This is a genomic window from Kitasatospora sp. RG8 (genome assembly GCF_017813315.1).
GTDB lineage: Bacteria > Actinomycetota > Actinomycetes > Streptomycetales > Streptomycetaceae > Kitasatospora.
Genome location: NZ_JAGIYX010000021.1, coordinates 127,897 through 145,081 on the forward strand (window position 1 = coordinate 127,897; position 17,185 = coordinate 145,081).

17 protein-coding genes are annotated in these 17,185 nt (G+C 74.5%); 7 read left to right on the plus strand and 10 right to left on the minus strand.

The features are described 5' to 3' along the window. Positions 1-429: 429 nt before the first annotated feature. A complete protein-coding gene (locus tag J5Y04_RS27410; protein ID WP_209415083.1) occupies positions 430-2,211 on the plus strand; it encodes an alpha/beta fold hydrolase in 1,782 nt (593 codons plus the stop codon). 745 nt (positions 2,212-2,956) lie between these two features. Here the strand turns inward: J5Y04_RS27410 and J5Y04_RS27415 are convergent. Continuing rightward, a complete protein-coding gene (locus tag J5Y04_RS27415) occupies positions 2,957-3,550 on the minus strand; it encodes a DUF4291 domain-containing protein (protein ID WP_307853317.1) in 594 nt (197 codons plus the stop codon). 470 nt (positions 3,551-4,020) lie between these two features. After that, the gene (locus J5Y04_RS27420) at positions 4,021-4,686 is read right to left on the minus strand and encodes a hypothetical protein (RefSeq protein ID WP_209415084.1); all 666 of its coding nucleotides are present in this window, start codon (positions 4,684-4,686) and stop codon (positions 4,021-4,023) included. 263 nt (positions 4,687-4,949) lie between these two features. On the opposite strand from J5Y04_RS27420, the gene J5Y04_RS27425 reads away from it, so the two are divergent. Together J5Y04_RS27425 and J5Y04_RS27430 are read left to right on the plus strand one after the other, a co-directional pair. Further along, the gene (locus J5Y04_RS27425; protein WP_209415085.1) at positions 4,950-5,468 is read left to right on the plus strand and encodes a DinB family protein; all 519 of its coding nucleotides are present in this window, start codon (positions 4,950-4,952) and stop codon (positions 5,466-5,468) included. A 235-nt stretch (positions 5,469-5,703) separates the two neighbouring features. Next, complete coding sequence (locus tag J5Y04_RS27430) at positions 5,704-6,117, plus strand: hypothetical protein (protein WP_209415086.1); 414 nt, start codon at positions 5,704-5,706, stop codon at positions 6,115-6,117. A gap of 494 nt (positions 6,118-6,611) precedes the next feature. Here the strand turns inward: J5Y04_RS27430 and J5Y04_RS27435 are convergent, their stop codons facing one another. Both J5Y04_RS27435 and J5Y04_RS27440 read right to left on the minus strand, forming a co-directional pair. Then, entirely contained in the window at positions 6,612-7,175 is a 564-nt protein-coding gene (locus J5Y04_RS27435; RefSeq protein ID WP_307853318.1) for a class I SAM-dependent methyltransferase, read from the minus strand. An 84-nt stretch (positions 7,176-7,259) separates the two neighbouring features. Further along, positions 7,260-8,264, minus strand: a complete 1,005-nt coding sequence (locus tag J5Y04_RS27440) for a zinc-binding dehydrogenase (RefSeq protein ID WP_209415088.1) — start codon at positions 8,262-8,264, stop codon at positions 7,260-7,262. A 113-nt stretch (positions 8,265-8,377) separates the two neighbouring features. On the opposite strand from J5Y04_RS27440, the gene J5Y04_RS27445 reads away from it, so the two are divergent. Next, positions 8,378-8,980 (plus strand): ABATE domain-containing protein, encoded by a 603-nt coding sequence (locus J5Y04_RS27445; protein WP_209415089.1) that lies wholly within the window; start codon positions 8,378-8,380, stop codon positions 8,978-8,980. Positions 8,981-9,198: 218 nt separating this feature from the next. Here the strand turns inward: J5Y04_RS27445 and J5Y04_RS27450 are convergent, their stop codons facing one another. Beyond that, positions 9,199-9,441 (minus strand): hypothetical protein, encoded by a 243-nt coding sequence (locus J5Y04_RS27450; protein WP_209415090.1) that lies wholly within the window; start codon positions 9,439-9,441, stop codon positions 9,199-9,201. A 244-nt stretch (positions 9,442-9,685) separates the two neighbouring features. Next, on the minus strand, positions 9,686-9,922 hold the full coding sequence (locus J5Y04_RS27455) for a hypothetical protein (RefSeq protein WP_209415091.1): 237 nt from the start codon (positions 9,920-9,922) through the stop codon (positions 9,686-9,688). Here J5Y04_RS27455 and J5Y04_RS27460 point away from each other — a divergent pair. Continuing rightward, positions 9,921-10,463, plus strand: a complete 543-nt coding sequence (locus J5Y04_RS27460; protein WP_209415092.1) for a hypothetical protein — start codon at positions 9,921-9,923, stop codon at positions 10,461-10,463. The two genes, J5Y04_RS27455 and J5Y04_RS27460, sit on opposite strands and share 2 nt — an antisense overlap. A gap of 223 nt (positions 10,464-10,686) precedes the next feature. Here J5Y04_RS27460 and J5Y04_RS27465 read toward each other — a convergent pair whose 3' ends face one another. From J5Y04_RS27465 to J5Y04_RS27475, 3 genes are all read right to left on the minus strand, one after another. Then, positions 10,687-12,756, minus strand: coding sequence for an acyltransferase family protein (locus J5Y04_RS27465; RefSeq protein WP_209415093.1), 2,070 nt, complete (start codon positions 12,754-12,756; stop codon positions 10,687-10,689). 319 nt (positions 12,757-13,075) lie between these two features. Further along, the gene (locus J5Y04_RS27470; protein WP_209415094.1) at positions 13,076-14,878 is read right to left on the minus strand and encodes a glycosyltransferase family 2 protein; all 1,803 of its coding nucleotides are present in this window, start codon (positions 14,876-14,878) and stop codon (positions 13,076-13,078) included. Between the two features lie 157 nt (positions 14,879-15,035). After that, positions 15,036-15,620 carry a GNAT family N-acetyltransferase gene (locus tag J5Y04_RS27475; RefSeq protein ID WP_374106114.1) on the minus strand — a complete coding sequence of 195 codons (585 nt, stop codon included), beginning with the start codon at positions 15,618-15,620 and terminating at the stop codon, positions 15,036-15,038. 278 nt (positions 15,621-15,898) lie between these two features. Between J5Y04_RS27475 and J5Y04_RS27480 the strand changes: the two genes are divergently transcribed. Together J5Y04_RS27480 and J5Y04_RS43000 are read left to right on the plus strand one after the other, a co-directional pair. Beyond that, positions 15,899-16,255: a helix-turn-helix transcriptional regulator gene (locus J5Y04_RS27480; RefSeq protein ID WP_209415095.1), complete on the plus strand. Its 357-nt coding sequence runs from the start codon at positions 15,899-15,901 to the stop codon at positions 16,253-16,255. Between the two features lie 51 nt (positions 16,256-16,306). After that, entirely contained in the window at positions 16,307-16,432 is a 126-nt protein-coding gene (locus J5Y04_RS43000) for a hypothetical protein (protein WP_256463560.1), read from the plus strand. Positions 16,433-16,584: 152 nt separating this feature from the next. On the opposite strand, the gene J5Y04_RS43650 is transcribed toward J5Y04_RS43000, so the two are convergent. Continuing rightward, complete coding sequence (locus J5Y04_RS43650; protein ID WP_307853319.1) at positions 16,585-17,040, minus strand: HEAT repeat domain-containing protein; 456 nt, start codon at positions 17,038-17,040, stop codon at positions 16,585-16,587. Positions 17,041-17,185 lie beyond the last annotated feature (145 nt).

The following is a 17,185-nucleotide window of genomic DNA, read 5'->3' on the forward strand; positions in this document are numbered from 1 at the left end:
GGCGGGCCTCCCCGAGGACGGGGAGGCCCGTCGGCTGCTCAGGGTGATCCTGCGGGACGGTCGCCCCTCCTGCTCCTCCTCCCCTACTTTCCGTCGTTCCCCTTGTTCCCCTTCCTCCGGACTCCCCGGCGGCGGTATCTTCGCCTGCGTACACCGCTATTCCCGTCGACGCACGGGGCAGGGGTTCTTTGTCGCGCAAAAAATATACAGACCGGTCTATAGAAACTCTCTCGGCACCGCACGCCGGCACCCCGGCAACCCGGCAACCCGGCAGCCGGAACCTCAGGCCCCCGGAACCCGCACACACAACCAGCGCCACGCCCGCACCAGACCCCCACCCCCAGGCCCCGCATCCTCACGTCCCCACGGCCAAAAAATATGCAGACCGGTCTACATAAGTAGACCGATCTACAGAGAAGGAGCCCGCCCATGAACGCCACACCCCCGACCGCACCCACACCTGCCCCGACTCCCCCGGACTCGGTCCCCCTGCCCCCGCGCACCCTCGTCCTCGGCGCGACCGGCTTCCTCGGCCGCTGGCTCGTCCTCGAACTCCTCGGACGGGGCGAGCCGGTGGCCGCCGGCGTCCGGGGCGGGCGCGGGACCGCACGCGAACACGAGCTGCGCAGCTGGCTCCGCGCCCACGGGGCCGACGACACCGCGCTGACCACCGTCGCCGCCGACCTCACCCGGCCCGGGCTGGGCCTGTCCCCCGAGGACGACGCCCGCCTCGAAAACGTCCGCGACGTGCACAACCTCGCCGCCCTCTACCGCTTCGGCCTGTCCCGCGCCGAGGCGCACGCCGCCAACGTCGCCGGCGCGCTGCACGCCCTGGACTGGGCCGCCGGCCGCCCTCACCTGCGGCGGCTGGTCCACCTCTCCGGCTACCGGGTCGGCCGGGACGCCACGCCTCGCCACCCGCTGCCCGCCGCCGAGGCGGACGCCCTCTACGCACGGCTCGGCGCGTACGAGGCGTCCAAGCAGCTGGGCGACGCCGCCGTCCGGGTCACGGCCGCCCGGCTCGGTGTGCCGCTCACCACGGTGAACCCGAGCAGCGTGGTGGGCCACTCGGTCACCGGTGAGGCCGGACAGTACCTCGGCCTGGCCGACCTCGTCCGCCAACTCTGGTACGGGCGGCTGCCGTTGCTTCCCGGTTCGGCGCGCACGTTCCTGCCGGTGGTCGCGGTCGACCACCTGGCACGCTTCCTCGCGGCCGTTCCCGGGTACGACACCGGTCCCGCCCACGCACACACCGTGCTCGACCCGGCCACGCCGCCCCTGCCGGAACTGATCGCCCTGCTGGCCGAGCACCTCGGCGTTCCCGCGCCCCGGCGGCTGATCCCCGTCGGCCTGGTCCGCCGGCTGCCCCGCGCGCTGACCGGCGCCGACCCGGAGACGCTCACGTTCCTCTCCGAGGACACCTACGACACCGCCTCCGCCGACCGGCTGGCCCACGCCGTCGGCCTCCACCACCCACCGGTCGCCGAGCTGTTGCGCCGCTGGGCCACCCGGCTGGTCACCGACGGCTTCGGCGCCCCGCCGTCGGGCGGGGCGCTCGCGGGAAGGTTCACCGACGTCGCCGGTGGGCGGAGTTACCTGGTCGGCGACGGCGAGGCCCCGCGCTTCGTCCTGCTGCACGGCCCGGGCTCGGACGCGGACGTGTGGCGTGCGGTGACCGAACGGCTGGACGCGCCCGCGTTGGCGGCCGACCTGCCAGGCCTGGGCCGCTCCTCCCCCGTGACCGTCCCGGACGACCACTGGCTGGCCGAACTGCTGGCGCCGGTCCGCACGCGCCCCGTCCTGGTCGCCCACTCCGCCTCCGCCACAACGGCGTTGCGCCACGCGACCACACACCCTGACACCGTGGCCGGCGTCGTCCTGGTCGCGCCGTCCTTCGTCGGGCCACACACCGGAGGGCCGCACACCGGAAGGCCAGCCATCGGCGAGCCGGCCACCACGTCGACGCCGCCCGCGTCCCATCGCCCCGGCGCCGGCAAGCGCGCCGCTCGCCGGCTGCGCCGGGCCGGGTGTCCGGCCGAACAGGCCGAGGCCGCTGCCCTGATGCGGGCGTGCCCGGTGCCGGTCACCGTGATCCCGGGCGTCCCGGAGACTGCCGCGCCGCCCGCCACGACCCGGCCGGCCGGCTCTCTCCCGCTCCCGTATGCCGCCGAACTCGCCGACGACATCCGCGCTTCCACGGCGAACTGGTGAAGCGCGAAGATGTCCGGGTCGCACCCGTGCGCCGGCCGGGACGGCATTGGGGACCGGCCACCGGATCGGGCCAGCGGGTCGGGCCACCGGATCGGGCAGCGGGTCGGGCCATCGGATCGGGCCCTCCCGGCCGGCCCGTGGACGGGCGAACGAGGAGGTGCAGCCGCCTGCTGCTTCCCCCGCCCCGGTTCGGGTGAGGCTGAGCGAGGGCCCGGGACCGGGGTAGGCGGGACGCGGCCCCACTGCCGCACGGGCGACCGTGGACGGCGAGGCAGTCTCGGCGCGCACTCGAAGGGCGTCTCAGTCCGCGGTCGGTTGTGTCATCGCGCAGTGGTGGGTACGGGCCGAAACGGTATCGGAGGGGCAAGCGTGACCGCTGCTGAACTCCTGTGGGGCCACCAGCTGGTACTCAGGGACCGGCGGGAGGTGTGTACGGGGACGCTGTTCGACGCTCGCGTCGTGATCGCGAAGATGGCGCAGGACGTCAAGGACGAGTTCCGCCGCGATGACGTGCCCCGGAACCGCTTCCTGCTGGGCAACAGCCCGACTGAGGAGCCCTCTGGCCACCGACGACCTGCCCCGCGCCCTCGACCACGTGCCGTGGATCCGGCACGTCGACGAATGGGCGGTCTCGCCGACACCCCCGACCAGATCACTGAGGGCATCGCGTACTGGATCGTGATGAGTTGCCCAGGTAAGTGGCGACAGAACGAGCAGTCGGTCGTCCCAGGCGGGTGGGATCGGCTCAGTCGCTCAGGTGGCTCAGAAGCGTGTCGCCCGACGGATAGGGGCGTTCGACGGGAAGGAGTTGCCGGGCGGCTTCCAGAGCCCCGTCCCTCACATGGGCATGGATGGCATGCGCGAGTGCGGTGACGTCGTTGATCGAGACGATCCAGTCCTCCGCGTAACGCTCGGCGGCCTCGCCGGCGAGGCCGAGTTGAAGAGAGCGGTGAGGAAGCGGCCGTAGGTGAAGGTCGCGTTCGGGATCCCACTGCACTCGGGCCGGGGCTCGCTTCAACTGGCGCTTCCAGGTGGCGCGGTCGGTGTGCAGTCCGTGTTCGTAGTGGGCCAGACAGGCGTTTGCCAGGGCCCATTCGAAGCCCGCACGGGTGATTTCGATCGCGAGGACGGTCTCCTGGCCTTCCTTGCTCGCCCATCCGCAGCGGTACATCATCCAGAGGAACGACGGTTTGATCCACGTCATCCGGTCCCTCTTCCAGGCCGCCGGAAAGCGACCGTCCTGTGCAGCGGGCAGGCCTATTTCCGGAGCGTATGCCTGGTAGACGGTCACCGTGGAGGCCGTGTGGAGGGCGCGGATCTGATGCTTGAGTTCTGGCACGGTGACCAGGGTCGGGGTTGGGTGCGCGTGACGCCATCGAATTACCAGCCTGGATGGGGCTGCCTGGGCGCTGGAACGGAGTGGGGCTCCGGCTTCGGGTTCAGGGCGTCCGGGCCGACGTCGGTGTGGGGCGCAGACCCCCCCAGGGCCGCTCCGGCCTGGTCGGCGTGTTCCTCGGCGCATCGGGCGCGTAACCCAGTGCCTGGGTGGCGACAGCGGGCGGCACCTACCGGACCGGGGCGCGGATGGCTGCGAGCCGGGTGCCGTCAGGTGGATGCCGTTCCTGGCCATCTGGTTCATCAGGCGGGTGGATTGGCTGTGCTACCCCGGTGTACCTGCGGGCTGGTGCCGCGCTCACGCGCCAGGTCAGGAAAATGCTCGCGCGGGCGAGGCAGCTCTCCGGGGTCCCATCGGACCCTTCTCCGGGATCGTCCGGCGCGATCGGCCCACGGACACAGATGGTCAGGAGATCACGATCCCTGTGCCGGCCGACGGCGCCGCCCCTCCGGGGTGAAGGTGAGGCTCGCGGCGAACGGAGCGTCACCACGTCGGACGGCCAGGAGCAGTGGTTGCTCGTGGGCCGGTGGCCAGGAGGAGTCGGCACCCGGGTCAGTGCCGTTCCAGAGGTGGAAGAACAGCATGGGTGCGGAGGGGTCCGTGGTCACGTAGCCAAGTGTCTTCCCGTAATAGGGGTTGGTGCTGCCGAACAGGACCGACGGCGGGCCGAACGCCGAGGTGACGTCGGCCCACACCCGGTCGTGGGTGGCCCACGAGTCGATCGTGGTGAGCATCGAGTCGTACTCGGCCGCGTCCAGTAGCCGGTCCGCCTTGAGCCATCCCTGTCGATGTGCGAACTCCGCGTAGACGGAGGCGACGCTGGTGCCGTGATCAGCTGGAAGGAAGTCCTCGAACGCGCCCTTCACGCCGATCGGTGTCCACGCCTTGCGCTGCTCCAGGGCGCGCTGCTCGTCCCCCCATGCTCCCTGCCGACGTTCAGCGAACAGGAGGTGGTCCAGCATCAACCGGATGGCATGCTCCCCGCCCCACATTCCCGGCCGACGGAGGGCGTCGTTGAGTCTGGTGACGAGATAGGTGTGGATCTCGTCCGAGGACGCGAGCGTGTCGGCGGTAGGCATGCTGTCAGTCTCTCCCACAGCCTTTCCGGAGCGGTGAGAACGTCCTCGTTCAGGGGCAACCCGGCGGCGGCGTGGCGAAGCATGGGTGGTGGTGGAGCCGCTGCTGACCGGTGACAGGCCCACCATGCCCCGCTTCGCGGCCCCAGCGATCAGGCCATCCCACAGGTTGACCACGGCTCGGCACGCGCCCTGCGGCGGCCGTGGGACCGCCGTGGGCGGAGTGCCCTCCGGGCGCCGACGTGCGTGGTGGCAGACTCGGGACCATGAATTCCTCCGTACCCGAGCCGGACCGGCAACTCTCCGATCCGAGCATGCTGTTGCTGGACTATCTCGACTACTACCGGTCCGTGATCGGCGCCAAGATCGAGGGAATGTCCGATGCAGAGCTGCGCGTCAGCCGGCTCCCCTCCGGGTGGACCCTGCTCGAACTGCTGAAGCACCTCGTACACATGGAGCAGCGCTGGCTGCGCTGGGGCTTCCGGGCCGAGCAGGTCGCCGCACCGTGGGGCGACCGCGGCCCGGCGGACCGCTGGCACGTCGGTCCGCAGGAGACGGCCGCCGACCTGCTCGCCGCGCTGCACGCGGGTGGTGAGTACACCCGAGCCGTCGCGTCGGGTACGCCGCTGTCCACGATCGCCGCAGCCGGCGGCCGCTTCCCGGACGACGGCACCCCGCGGCCCAGCCTGGGCTGGATCCTGTTCCACGTCCTGCAGGAGTACGCCCGTCACGCGGGCCACCTGGACATCGTCCGGGAGCTCACCGACGGCGTCACCGGCCCATAGCCACCGGCTGCCGTGCGGGGCCGACAGCGCCTCGCCCCGCACGGCAGCCGGTGTCGGACCGTCAGCGTTCGCCGCGCGCCCGGCCACGGAGCAAACGGTTGGTTCCGTCCCCGAACTGCCGCTCCCCGGAGCACGGGGCGTTGACGAGCTCCTGAGCAGGTCAGGAACAGGTGACCGCCGCCGCTACGAACGCGGGCCGGCCGGCCTGTGGACCGGGCCGCGTAACCTCGACTCCGTGCCCCGTCATCCGAAGAAGCCCCGTCGGCTGGTCACCGACGGGCGCACGTACCTGTGGACGCTCCGCCACCGCCACTCCTCACCGGACGGCGGCCGGTCCGCGGACTGCCGCGAGACGCTGACGCTGTACCCGCAGCCCGCCGGCACCGGCGGTCCGCTGCGCATCGTCTTCGCCGACGGCCCGGGGCGGTACGTCCCCGGCGGGTTCCCCATGGGCTCCGGGGACGTGGGGTACGTCCGGGGCGGCTCTCTGAACCTGCACGAACCGGGCGCCGTCCGGGCCCTGCTCGACGCGGCCCTGGCCGACGGGTGGCAGCCGGGAGAGCGGGGGGCGGTGGAGATCGACGGCTGGCCCCTACTGGAGACGGCGGCCGCTGCGCGAGCTGCGGCCACCGGCCCCGCAGGCCGGTAGGCCCGCAGACGCGGACGCCCGGACGCCCGCAGGCCCGCAGGCTGGGGGAGGCGGCCCCGAGGACCTCACTGATCCCCGCTTCCGCGCTTCCACGCTTCCGCCCGGCCGCCCCGCGATCGGGCTCACCGTGCCCGCTGGCGCTCACCGCCCTGGCGGTCCGCCGGCGCTGGCTTCGGGCCTGGTGGTTCGTGCTGCCGGCCGTGCTGTTCGCGGTGGCGGTGGCCAGGCTGCTGTACATCGACCGGACGTACCCGCAGACCAGCGGTCTGCGGCTGACTGGGCACGGCTGACGGGGCACGGCTGACGGCGGGGTCCGGCCGGTCCTGGGCGCGCCGCGCGGGCAGCGCGTCCAGGTCGGCGGCGGCCGGTCCACCACCGGGCGCCGCCGCCTGAGCGCCCGGCGGCGACCCCCATCCACGACCGCCCTACGCCCGCGCCGCACCAAGCCACGTCCCGCCCCGCCACGCCACCCGCACGCCCTGTGACGGCCCCCGCTACGGCCGCGGCCCGCCCGCCGACTCGAAGGCGAGCACCGCCCAGCTCACACCCGCGCGGTCGTGCAGGTCGTGCCGTTCGGTGCGGACCAGCAGGTCCAGCCCGCGGGCCCGGGCCTGCGCGATCGTCTCCTCGGCCGGGACGTCGAACATCCGGCGGCCCGGCGGGACGGGGCCGTAGCGCAGCGAGAGGATGACCCGGCCACCGGGGGCGAGCAGCCGGGCGAGGGCGTCCATCGCCAACGGGCGTTCGTCCTCGGCCAGATGCATCCAGACGGCGGTGAGCAGGATCAGGTCGTAGCGCTCCCCCGCCGTGCCGAGGCGGGCCACCGAGGGCAGTGCGTCGTCGACCCAGCGGATGCCGCTGCCCGCGTGGATGCGCTCGCCGGCCCGGCGCAGCTCCGCCGTCGGTTCGGCGGCGACGACACGGTGGCCGCGCGCGGCCAGGGCGGCGGCGTCCCGGCCGGTGCCGGCGCCGATGTCGAGGACGTCGGAGGGTTGCCCGGGGATCAGGTGCAGCACCTCGCGGTGGACCTCCTCGAACGTCACTTCCTCGTACTGCACGACGAGTTGGTCTGCCGCCTCGCCGTAACCTGCGTTGCTCGCCCGTCCGTCCACTGCTCCCCCTGGTCCGTACGCGTGCCGCGGTCAGGCCGGATCGCCCGCCACGGTGAGAACGATCTTCCCCCGGTTGCCGCGCCTTTCCAACTGCCGGTGGGCGTCGGCTGCCTGCTCCAGCGGGAAGACGGACTCCACGGGGACCCGGAACGCCCCGGCGGCGACGCGGGCGGCGATCTCCCGCAGATCGGGGCGCGGGTCGTAGCCGTGGTCCAGCAGGTTGGTGATCTGGAAGCCGTGGATGGACACGTTCTTCGGGTAGAAGTGCCGGGTGTCGATGGTGCTGGGCTCCAGGGCGACGTTCGCGAGCGCGACGACGCGTCCGGCCTGGCCGGCCTGGCGCAGGCTCTGGCCGAACACCCGCCCGCCGACGGTGTCGAGGACCACGTGGGCGCCGCGACCGCCGGTCAGCCGGAGCACCTCGTCGACGGCGGCGTCCTCCGGGTGGACGGAGGTGTCGACGGTCGCCCCGGCGCCGAAGCCGGCCGCCCATCCGGCCTTCTCCGCCGAGCCGGCCACGGCGATGACGCGCGCGCCGGCCTCCGCGGCGATCTGCACGGCCGCGCTGCCGACCCCGCTCGCCGCCGCCTGCACCACCACCGTCTCCCCCGCCGCCACCCGGGCCAGCCGGTGCAGGCAGTACCAGGCGGTCAGCCAGGCCGACGGGAGGGCGGCGGCCGCGAGCAGGCCGACGCCGTCGGGCAGGGGCGTGACCCGGCCGGCCGGGACGACCGCGAGTTCGGCGTAGAAGCCGGAGCCGGCTGCGGCGCCCATCGCCAGGACGGGCTGCCCCGGCTCCAGGCCGGTCACCCCCTCGCCCAGGGCCGCGACGGTGCCGGCCGCCTCGATGCCGGGGATCAGCGGCGGCCGTCCGGCGCGGTGGTAGACGCCCGAGCGGACCAGTGCGTCGGCCCGGTTGACGCCTGCTGCGGCGACCCGTACCAGCACCTCGCCGGGGCCGGGCACCGGATCTGGGAGGTCCGCCGGGAGGAGGACCTCGGGGCCGCCGAACCGGTCGATCCGTACTGCGCGCATGCTTCCGTACCCGCTCTCGTTGGTGACGCCGAATGACACCGGATGAACAGGTGTCACCTTGCGACACCGGATGAAGTGGTGTCAAGGGCGGTCCCGGGCGTAGGCTCTCCTCCATGCCGCGCAGCACCCACGCCACCGACCCGCAGCTCACGTTCCCGTTCATCGGCGGACGCCCCTGCCTGAACTTCGTCGCGACCCTCGGCCGCCGCCACGCCACCCCCGTCGAGCGCCTGCCCGACCCGGACGCCCTGACCCGCTGGTTCACCGAGGCCGGTCTGCACCCCGACGGCGCTGCCGCCGAGGCCACGGACCGCGACCTCGCGCAGGCACGCCGGCTGCGCGAGGCCCTGTACCGGCTGCTGCGCGCAGCGATGACCGGCCACCCCCCGGCCGCGGACGACCTCGCCGAGGCCAACACGGCCGCCGCCGCCCCCGACCTCGCCCCCCAACTCGCCCCGGCGGACGGCGGACTCCGCCTGCACTGGCACACCGGGGCTCCCGCGGACGGCGTCCGGGCCGCCCTCTCCGCGGTGGCGCGTGACGCCGCCCTGCTGGCCGGCGGCCCGCTGCTCGGGCGGGTCAAGGAGTGCGAGAGCCCGGACTGCTCGCTGCTCTTCCTCGACGACTCCCAGGCCCGCCGGCGCCGCTGGTGCTCGATGGAGCGCTGCGGCAACCTCGCCAAGGTCGCCGGCTACCGCGCCCGGACCCGCCCCTGAGAGGGCCCCGGGACGGCCCTGAGACACCCCCGGACGGACGGCCCCGCGGCAGAACACCCGCCCCACGGACACCGCCCCCGGCCGAAGCGCTCGTCAGGGACCCGTCGGCGGGCGGGTGAGGCCCCGACTGTCGGGCCCCGGCCGTAGGGACCGAGCCGTCGAGCCCCGACTGTCGGGGTCAGGCCGTCGGGATTGCCGTCGGGATCGAGCCGTCGGGATCAGGCCTCGCCGGGGTGCCAGGCGGGCCACTCCCAGGGGCGGTCGGCCCAGTGGACGCGGACGGGGTCGTGCGGATCGAGGTCGGGGAAGAGCTGGTGGACCCGCGGCTCGAACTCCTCGGGGGCCAGGGGCTCCCAGCCGTGGCCCTCGAAACGGACCAGGCGGTAGCGGCTGTCGGTGCGGAACTCGGCGACCTCGACCAGGTGCTTCGACGTGCTGTTCGACGTGCTGTTGGTTTCCATGCCCCCAGCATGTGGTGGACCCCGGGCGTCCGCACCCGGGGTACGGCAGGCAGGGTACCGGCGCGCGCGGACGGCCGGGCGCCGATCGGCGAGAGAACCCTCTTCCGGGTCATGTCCCGGCGTCCGCCAGCTCGTTGAGCACGTCGAACGGGTCGCCGGAAGTCGGCGACGACCGGCAGGAGGAGACGGGTATGGGCGGTCAACCGGCGGCGGGACAGAGATCGGACGGCCAACCGGCGGCGGGTCAGAGAACGGGCGGGCAGGCGGCGGGACCACGGGCGGGCGGGGAGCCGGTCGGCGGCCGGCAGCCGGGCGGGCAGTGGCAGTGGCCGGCCCAGCGGTGGGAGCCGCCACCGGTGCCACCGCCACCCACCGGTGCGACGCCCGTCCCGGCCGCCGTCCCCGCCTCGACCGCGCCGGCCCCGGCGCGCAGGTCGCGCCGGGTGTGGGCGGCGACGGCGGCCGGGACCGTCGGCGTCATGGCCGCCGTCCTGGCGATGTGCGGGCCCGGGTCGGGTGACGAGGGCACCGGGGTGGTGGCGTTCCCGTCGACCGCGCCCTCCCCGTCGACGTCCCCGTCGACGTCCTCGTCGGCGGAGGTGTCCGCCGCTCCCGCGTCGCCCCTCGAACCCTCGTTCCCCCTGTCGCCCGACCTGCTGGCGGTCCCGGACACGCCGCCCGCCGGCACCCCGGCCCCCTCGCCGGAGATCGTCCCCAGCCCCGTCCAGCAGGCCGGCGGCGACGGCGAGCCGGCCGGGCCCGACCGCGCCGAGACCGGTAGCGCGGCGAGCGGCAGCGCCCGGCCCAGGCCCGGCCACACAGCACGCCCGGGCCCGCCCCGCCCGGCGGCCACCCACGCCGCGTCCGCCCCGGCCGCCGCGGTTCCGGCCCCCGCACCGGGCGGAGCGCCCCGACCTCCGGCGGCCGTCGACCCCAAATCCGTCTGCGACCAGGCCGAGCACTTCGGCCACTGGCCCGCCGGCTCGGACCAGGCCCGGCTCTGCCACAGCCTCTACGGCTGAGCCGACCGGGGGCGCCGGACGGAGCACGGGGCCGCACGACACCGCACGGGGCCGCACGGGACCGCACGAAGTCGGACCCGCCGGGCGCCGGACCCTGCACGCGGCTCCGTACGAGGGAGCCCCGGAACGGGGGCCAGCGCCGGGACAGCCCCAGCACTGGCTCCCGACCTGGTCCCCCGAACACAGGTACCCGACCTGGTCCCCCGACACTGGTCCCCGGCGCTCACCCCGCGCCCAGCAGCCCCCTGTCCAGCCGGGGCGCCAGCACCCGCGCCAGCGTGTCGGTGATGTGCCCGGTGTCCCGGTAGAGCACCACGCCCTCCAGGACCGCCGGGCAGTCCGGGCCGGTGCCGGGGCAGAGCAGCGGGCCGAGGTCGAGGACGCGGACGCCGTAGCGGCCCGCGAGGCCGCCGTCGGTCAGCGGGTCCCGCTCGAAGGCCGACTCGCGGGGGAAGAAGCAGGCGTCCGAGCGGCCGTCGGAGGCCGCCAGGCAGGTCGGGATGTCCTTGCCCGGCATCGGCGTGTCCGCGAGGTAGGCGAGCGGCGCGCCGACGGCGGAGAGCCGGTCGAGGGTGCGGGTCCAGCCCTCCGTGCGCTCCTCCTGGCTGCCGTACCGGTTGAGGCCGGCCATCAGGATCAGCCGGGGCCTGGGGCCGGTGGCGAGACGGGTGAGGGTGTTCTCGCGCCAGCGGTCGCACTCGTCGAAGGTGCGGCCGAGGACGTTGTTCCGCACGGTCAGGGTGGCCAGCGGGCAGCCGGGCTTGACCAGCACCTCCAGCGCCCAGTGCCGCTGCCCGGCCAGTTCCAGCGCGGCCGAGATCCACTGGCCGGCGTGCGAGTCGCCGACGAGCACGATCCGGTCGGGGCTGGTCTCCGCGCCGAACAGGCAGCGCGGGCTGCTCTCGGCGCCGAGCGGGATCTCGCACCCCTTGCCGGGTGGGAAGTCCTCCCGTGCCCGGGCGAGCGAGGGCGTGAGGGTGAGGACGCGGGTGCCGGGGGCGAGCAGCGCGGGCCCGTCCACCGCGCCCGCCGGGACCACCACGGGCAGGTCGGCCTTGCCGACGGCCCGGACGGTGCCACCGCCGAGGGTCAGCCCGGCGATCAGCGGGATGACCAGCGCGCTGGCGCCGACCGCGAGGCCCCGGCGGGGCGCCGGGCTGCTGCCGTACCGCAGCGGCTGCTCGACCAGCCGCAGGGTGAGCCAGGCGGGCAGGGCGGAGGCCGCGGTGAGGGCGGCCAGCGTGGTCCACGGCAGGGCGCCGTAGCGGGCCTGGGCGATGGTCAGCACCGGCCAGTGCCAGAGGTACCACGCGTACGAGAGGCGGCCGGCGGCGCGCAGCGGCCGGGTGGCGAGCAGCCGCCCGGCGTCGGTCGGGCCGAGGGCGCGGTGCGCCGGTCCGGCGAGCAGGACGGCCGCGGTGCCGAGCACGGGCAGCAGGGCGGCGCTGCCGGGGAACGGCGTGTTGCGGTCGTACCGGAAGACCGCGAGGACGACGGCCGCCGCGCCGGCCCACCCGAGCAGCCGCAGCGCCCGGTCCGCGGGCCGGGCGGCCCGGCCCGCGCGGGGCAGCCATCCGGCGATGGCCGTCCCGAGCAGGGCGGCGCAGGCGCCGGTGGCGAACTCCCAGAGCCGGCTGGCGGTGGAGAAGTAGCCGAGCGGTGCGGAGTCGGCCGTCCAGCGGATGCAGAGTGCCAGGGAGACGCCGCCGATCACGGTGGTCGCGAGGGCGATCGCGGCGGTGCGGCGGCGGCCCGCGAGGTGGCGGGCGAGGCCGAGCAGCAGGATGCCCCAGAGCAGGTAGAACTGGTTCTCCACGCCCAGGGACCAGAAGTGCTGGAGCGGGCTCGGGTCGCGTTCGGCGGCGAGGTAGTCGGTCTGCCGGCCGACGAACCGCCAGTTGGCGAACTGGCCGGCGGAGGCGATCAGGTCGCGCGCCAGGTCGGTGCCGCGCAGCGGGTCGAGCAGTGCTCCGCCCGCGAGCGCGGTGGCGACCAGGACGACGGCGGCGGCGGGCAGGATGCGGCGGGCCCGGCGGGCGGCGAAGTCCCGCAGGCCGATCGGGCGGCCCAACAGCAGGCCGGTGATCAGGAATCCGGAGATGACGAAGAAGACGTCGACGCCGACGTAGCCGCCGGTGAACGCGGGGACCGCGGCGTGGAAGGCGAGGACGGCGAGCACGGCGACGCCGCGCAGCCCCTCGATGTCGGGCCGGAAAGCGGCCGGCCGGCGGGGCGCCTCGGCGGCGTCCTCGCCCGTCCGCCCGGCCGGTGCGCCGGCTTGCCTCGGTGCCAACCCGGCGCCGGGGGCGGGACGGTGGGATGGTTCGACCAGGGTGTCGGGTGTTCCCGGACCGGTCGCGGGATCGGCTCGGACGGCGCTCGACGGTTCGACGGGCGGGCGTCCGGCACTCGGTGGTTCGGCCGTGGGCACGGCGGTGCTCCTTGCATGACTGGCAGCGGTGTTCGGGGCCGCCGGGCCGATGGGGCGGCCGGGCGGCGGGTCCGCGCCGGTGGGGCGACGCGCAAGGGGTGCGGGAAGGTGCTCGGAGAGCGGGAAGGTGCTCGGGGAGCGGTGGACCGACGAGTCGACCAGCCGACCGACTGGCGGATCGTCAGAAGATGAGCGGGTCGGCCCAGCCGGAGGCCAGCAGGCCGCAGAGCAGCAGCACGGTGGTCAGGGCGACGGCCTCGGCCCGGCCGAAGCCGAGGTCGGAGGTGCGTCGGCGGGGCGGGGCGACCTCGGCGACGGCGGCACCGTTGCCGCCGCGCAGGAGGGGCAGGAGGGCCCGGACGAGCGGAACCGTCGTGTAGGCGGTGAGCCCGAGCAACGCGGCGAGGGCCCAGAAGGGCTGCCAGCCGTACAGGGCGACGGCCCGGGCGAGGCCGGCGACGCCGGCGAGGACGACGAGGCCGAGCCAGCCGACGCCGATCCGGGCGACCGTGCGGGCCAGCGAACTGCCGCCGGAGACGGCACCGGTGGGCACCCAGTCGGCGCTGCGTCGGCGCAGCGCGTGCGCGATGGCGACCACGTGGCACAGCCCGCCCAGGAGTTGGACCCGGGTGACCTCGAAGCGCCACCGGGTGCGGGACATCGCGGGCAGCAGGACGAGCGCGACCCAGATCGGCGGCAGGAAGGGCAGGACCTGCCAGGGCTGGATCTCCTCGGGGCGGAAGAACAGCATGATCAGCGCCGGCAGCGGGACGGCGAAGACGTTCACCGCGCTGGTGAGGTAGCCGAGGATGCCGTTCCAGAAGCAGAGCCGGGCCGATCGGGGGAGCGGCCCGCTGCGGAAGCCGGGGTCGCCGACCAGGGCGAGGGAGCCGAGGCACCAGCGGTACTGCTGGCTGATGAAGGCGGGCAGGCCGGTCGGCGACATGCCCTTGGCGACCAGCGCGGGCACGTACCGGGTGGTCCAGCCGGCGCGGGCGAGCGAGAGGCCTGTGTAGAGGTCCTCGCTGTGGTCGATCTCGGCGAAGCCGCCGACCCGCTTCAGTGCGGCGCGCCGGTAGAGCGCGTTGGTGCCGCAGCAGACGGTGCCGTCCTGGGCGTCCCGGGAGGGCTGGATCCAGCGGTAGAAGATCTCCTGGGTGGCCCCGGCGGCCCGCTCCAGCCACGACATGTCGGGGTCGGTGTCGAAGCACTGCGGGCTCTGGACGATGCCGACCTCGGGGGTGTCGAGGTAGGGCACCAGGTGGTGGAGGAAATCGGGGCGCGGGCAGAAGTCGGCATCGAGGACGGCGACGATCTCGCCGCTGCCCTCGGCCAGACCGTGGTTGAGGTTGCCGGCCTTCTTGAAGCGGCCACGGTCGGGCCGGGCCCGGTACTCGAAGCCGTGGGACTCGGCGAGTTCGCGCACCTCGGGGCGGGCGGCGTCGTCGAGGACCAGGACGGTCAGCTCCCCGGGCCAGCGGACGGCCGCGGTGTGGCGGTAGGCGTTGGCGAGGACGTCGAGCGGCTCGCCGGCGGTGGGCAGCAGCAGGTCGACGCTCGGGTGGCGGGCCGGCTGCCACGCGCGCAGCAGCAGGTCGTGCGAGTCGCGGGTGTAGCGGCGGGCGCGCTGGCCGTCGGCGAGGGAGAGCAGCCAGGTGGCGGCGTTGAGCAGGGTCAGGGCCAGGAAGGGCCAGAGCAGTGGCCGGCTGAGCGCGAAGAGGCCGAGCGTGGCGGTGGCGCCGGCGTAGGAGAGGGTGGCGCAGAGCAGCACCCAACGGCGCTGCGGGCCGAAGTACCAGTAGAGCTCCTCGTCGTCGGGCGGGGCGGGCAGGCGCTGGGCACCGACCACGACCGGGCCGCGCGCGGTGTCCGGGCGGCGCGTTCCGGCCGGACGGAGTGCGGCGGCGCCGGTCGCGGGTAGGGCGAGGTCGCCTGCGGGCCGGGCGGCCCCGGTCGCGGGCGGGGTCGTGTCGGTTGCGGACATGGCGGTGCCATGGAGTGCGGGCATGCGGAGATGGCCCCCCTGGGCTGGACGGAACGTGGCCGTTCGTCCGTCAGCCTCTCACATTGGCCTAGACCAATCATGAACGAGGTATGACATCTCCGCATTGCCGCAGGTCAACCTTGACGGATCCTCAGGCCTACCGACCAGTAAGCTTCTTCACCAGCTTCTCGAACCGCAGGTCGGGACGGAGCGGGATGCCGAAGCGCTCGTCGCCGTACGGGAACGGGGAGTAGATCCCGGTGCGGGAGAAGCCCCGGCGCTCGTACCAGGCGATCAGGTCGGCGCGCTGCTCGATCACCGTCATCTCCAGCTCGACGGCGCCCCACTCCTCCCCCGCGAACCGCTCGGCCTCCTCCAGCACCGCCCGGCCGACGCCGCCGCCCTGCCGGCCGGGACGGACCGAGAACATCCCGAAGTAGGCGTGCTCCCCCCGGCGCTCCAGCTGGCAGCAGGCAAGCAGCTCACCGGCGCGCTCGGCCAGCAGGACCACGCCGTCGGCGTGCGTCACGGCGGCGGTCACGCCTTCGACGTCGGTGCGCTGCCCTTCGAGCAGGTCCGCCTCGGTCGTCCAGCCGGCCCGGCTGGCCTCGCCGCGGTAGGCCGACTCGACCAGCTCGACCAGGGCCGGCACGTCGGCCTCGGTCGCGGGGCGGAAGGCGAGGCCGCCGGTCTCGGGCAGGGCGGTCGCGGGCTGCGTCACGTCTCGGGTGGTCTCGGGCACGGGGGTCCTCTTCTCTGCGGTGGGGCGGCGGCGGGCTCACGGCCAGGCCTCTGGCATCGTGCCACAGCCCCCCGAACGCCGGCCGGGCCGGGCGGCGCGGGCCCGCCGGGCCCGGGTCGCAGCCCGCCCGGGTCGCAGCCCGGGTCTCAGCAGCCCAGGTCACAACGCAGCCCAGGTCACAGCGGCCCAGGCCACGGCGCAGCCCGGGTCGCAGTCGCGGCCGAACGGACCGCACACGGGGCCGGGCCACGGTCGGACTGTCGCGCTACCGTGGGACCATGAGCTACCGCCACCCGGACCGCGAGCAGATCCGCATCGAGAGCGTCCTCTCCGCCCTGGGCAGCCCGGTGCGACTGGCCGTCGTACGGGTGCTCGACGCGGGGGGCGAGCACAACTGCGGCAGCGTCCTCGGCATCCTGGGCGTGACCTCGAAGTCGACCATGACCCACCACTGGCGGGTCCTGCGCGACAGCGGCGTCATCTGGCAGCAGCCCTCCGGGCGGGAGAACCTGCTGCGGCTGCGCCGGGCGGACCTCGACGCCCGCTACCCCGGCCTGCTCGACGCCATCCTCACCGGCGCGCTCGACGACGAGACCGCCGAGGCCGACCGCGAGCGGCTCCGCACCGGCAGCTGAACCCACGGCGCGGAAGCCCCGAGCATCGCCCGGAAGCAACCGAACTCCCGTATGTACAAACTCGCTCCGCTCACCGCCCAGTGGCCCCTGGTCCTCACCCGCACCAACTCGCACGAGGCCGCCGACCCCGCCGACCTGCGGAGCCGTCTCGCCTTTGCCGGCCGGGCCCGTGCGTGACGGCCGAGGACATCCCCGCGGCGCTGCACCGGGCGGGCGACCTCGCCGGGCCCGGCGGCCTGATCGTCGTCATCGGTTCGCACCACCTCGTCGGCGAGGCCCGCACCGCCGGAACCGCCGACCGTGCCGAAGACATGCACGGCGGCGACCTGTCATGCCCGGTCGCTCCGATTGCTCGCGCGGTACTGCCAGAGGCCGGAGGTCCGGTGGTCGTGCTCCGAGAACGCGTCGAGCGGTCCGACCCGCTCGTACGCCTCCTCGGTCCGCGGGTCGCCGCGGCGAGCGAGTGCCCAGGCTGCCTCCAGGCGCAGATCCTTGTCCTCCTCGTCGAGGAGCGCGAGGAAAGCATCCAGGGTGGGTGTGGTCCGATCGTCAGAGCCGGCGAGGGATTGTGCAGCCTGCCGTCGTACCCAGAGGGTGCCGTCGCGAACCAGCAAGAGCAGGGCGTCCCGGATCGCCGGCGCGAGTCGGTTGTCGGGAGTGAACCGCGGGGCGAACGTCTGGGCGACGGAGGCCCGGACATCAGGTTCGGGATCGTGGACGAGGCCGAGCAGTGCCGATGTGGCCGCGTCGCTGCGAGCGGTCCGCTCCCGGCTCACGCAGAACACGGCCTCGCTGCGTACGCGCGGGTCCGGATGGCCGATGTACCGCAGGCCGATGGCCTCCTGGTCCGGGTGATTCCTGCCGGTATAGACATCCAGCAGGCCGGGCCGGGCGTTGCCGGACCTCCGGGCATTGCCCGGGGCCCGGCCG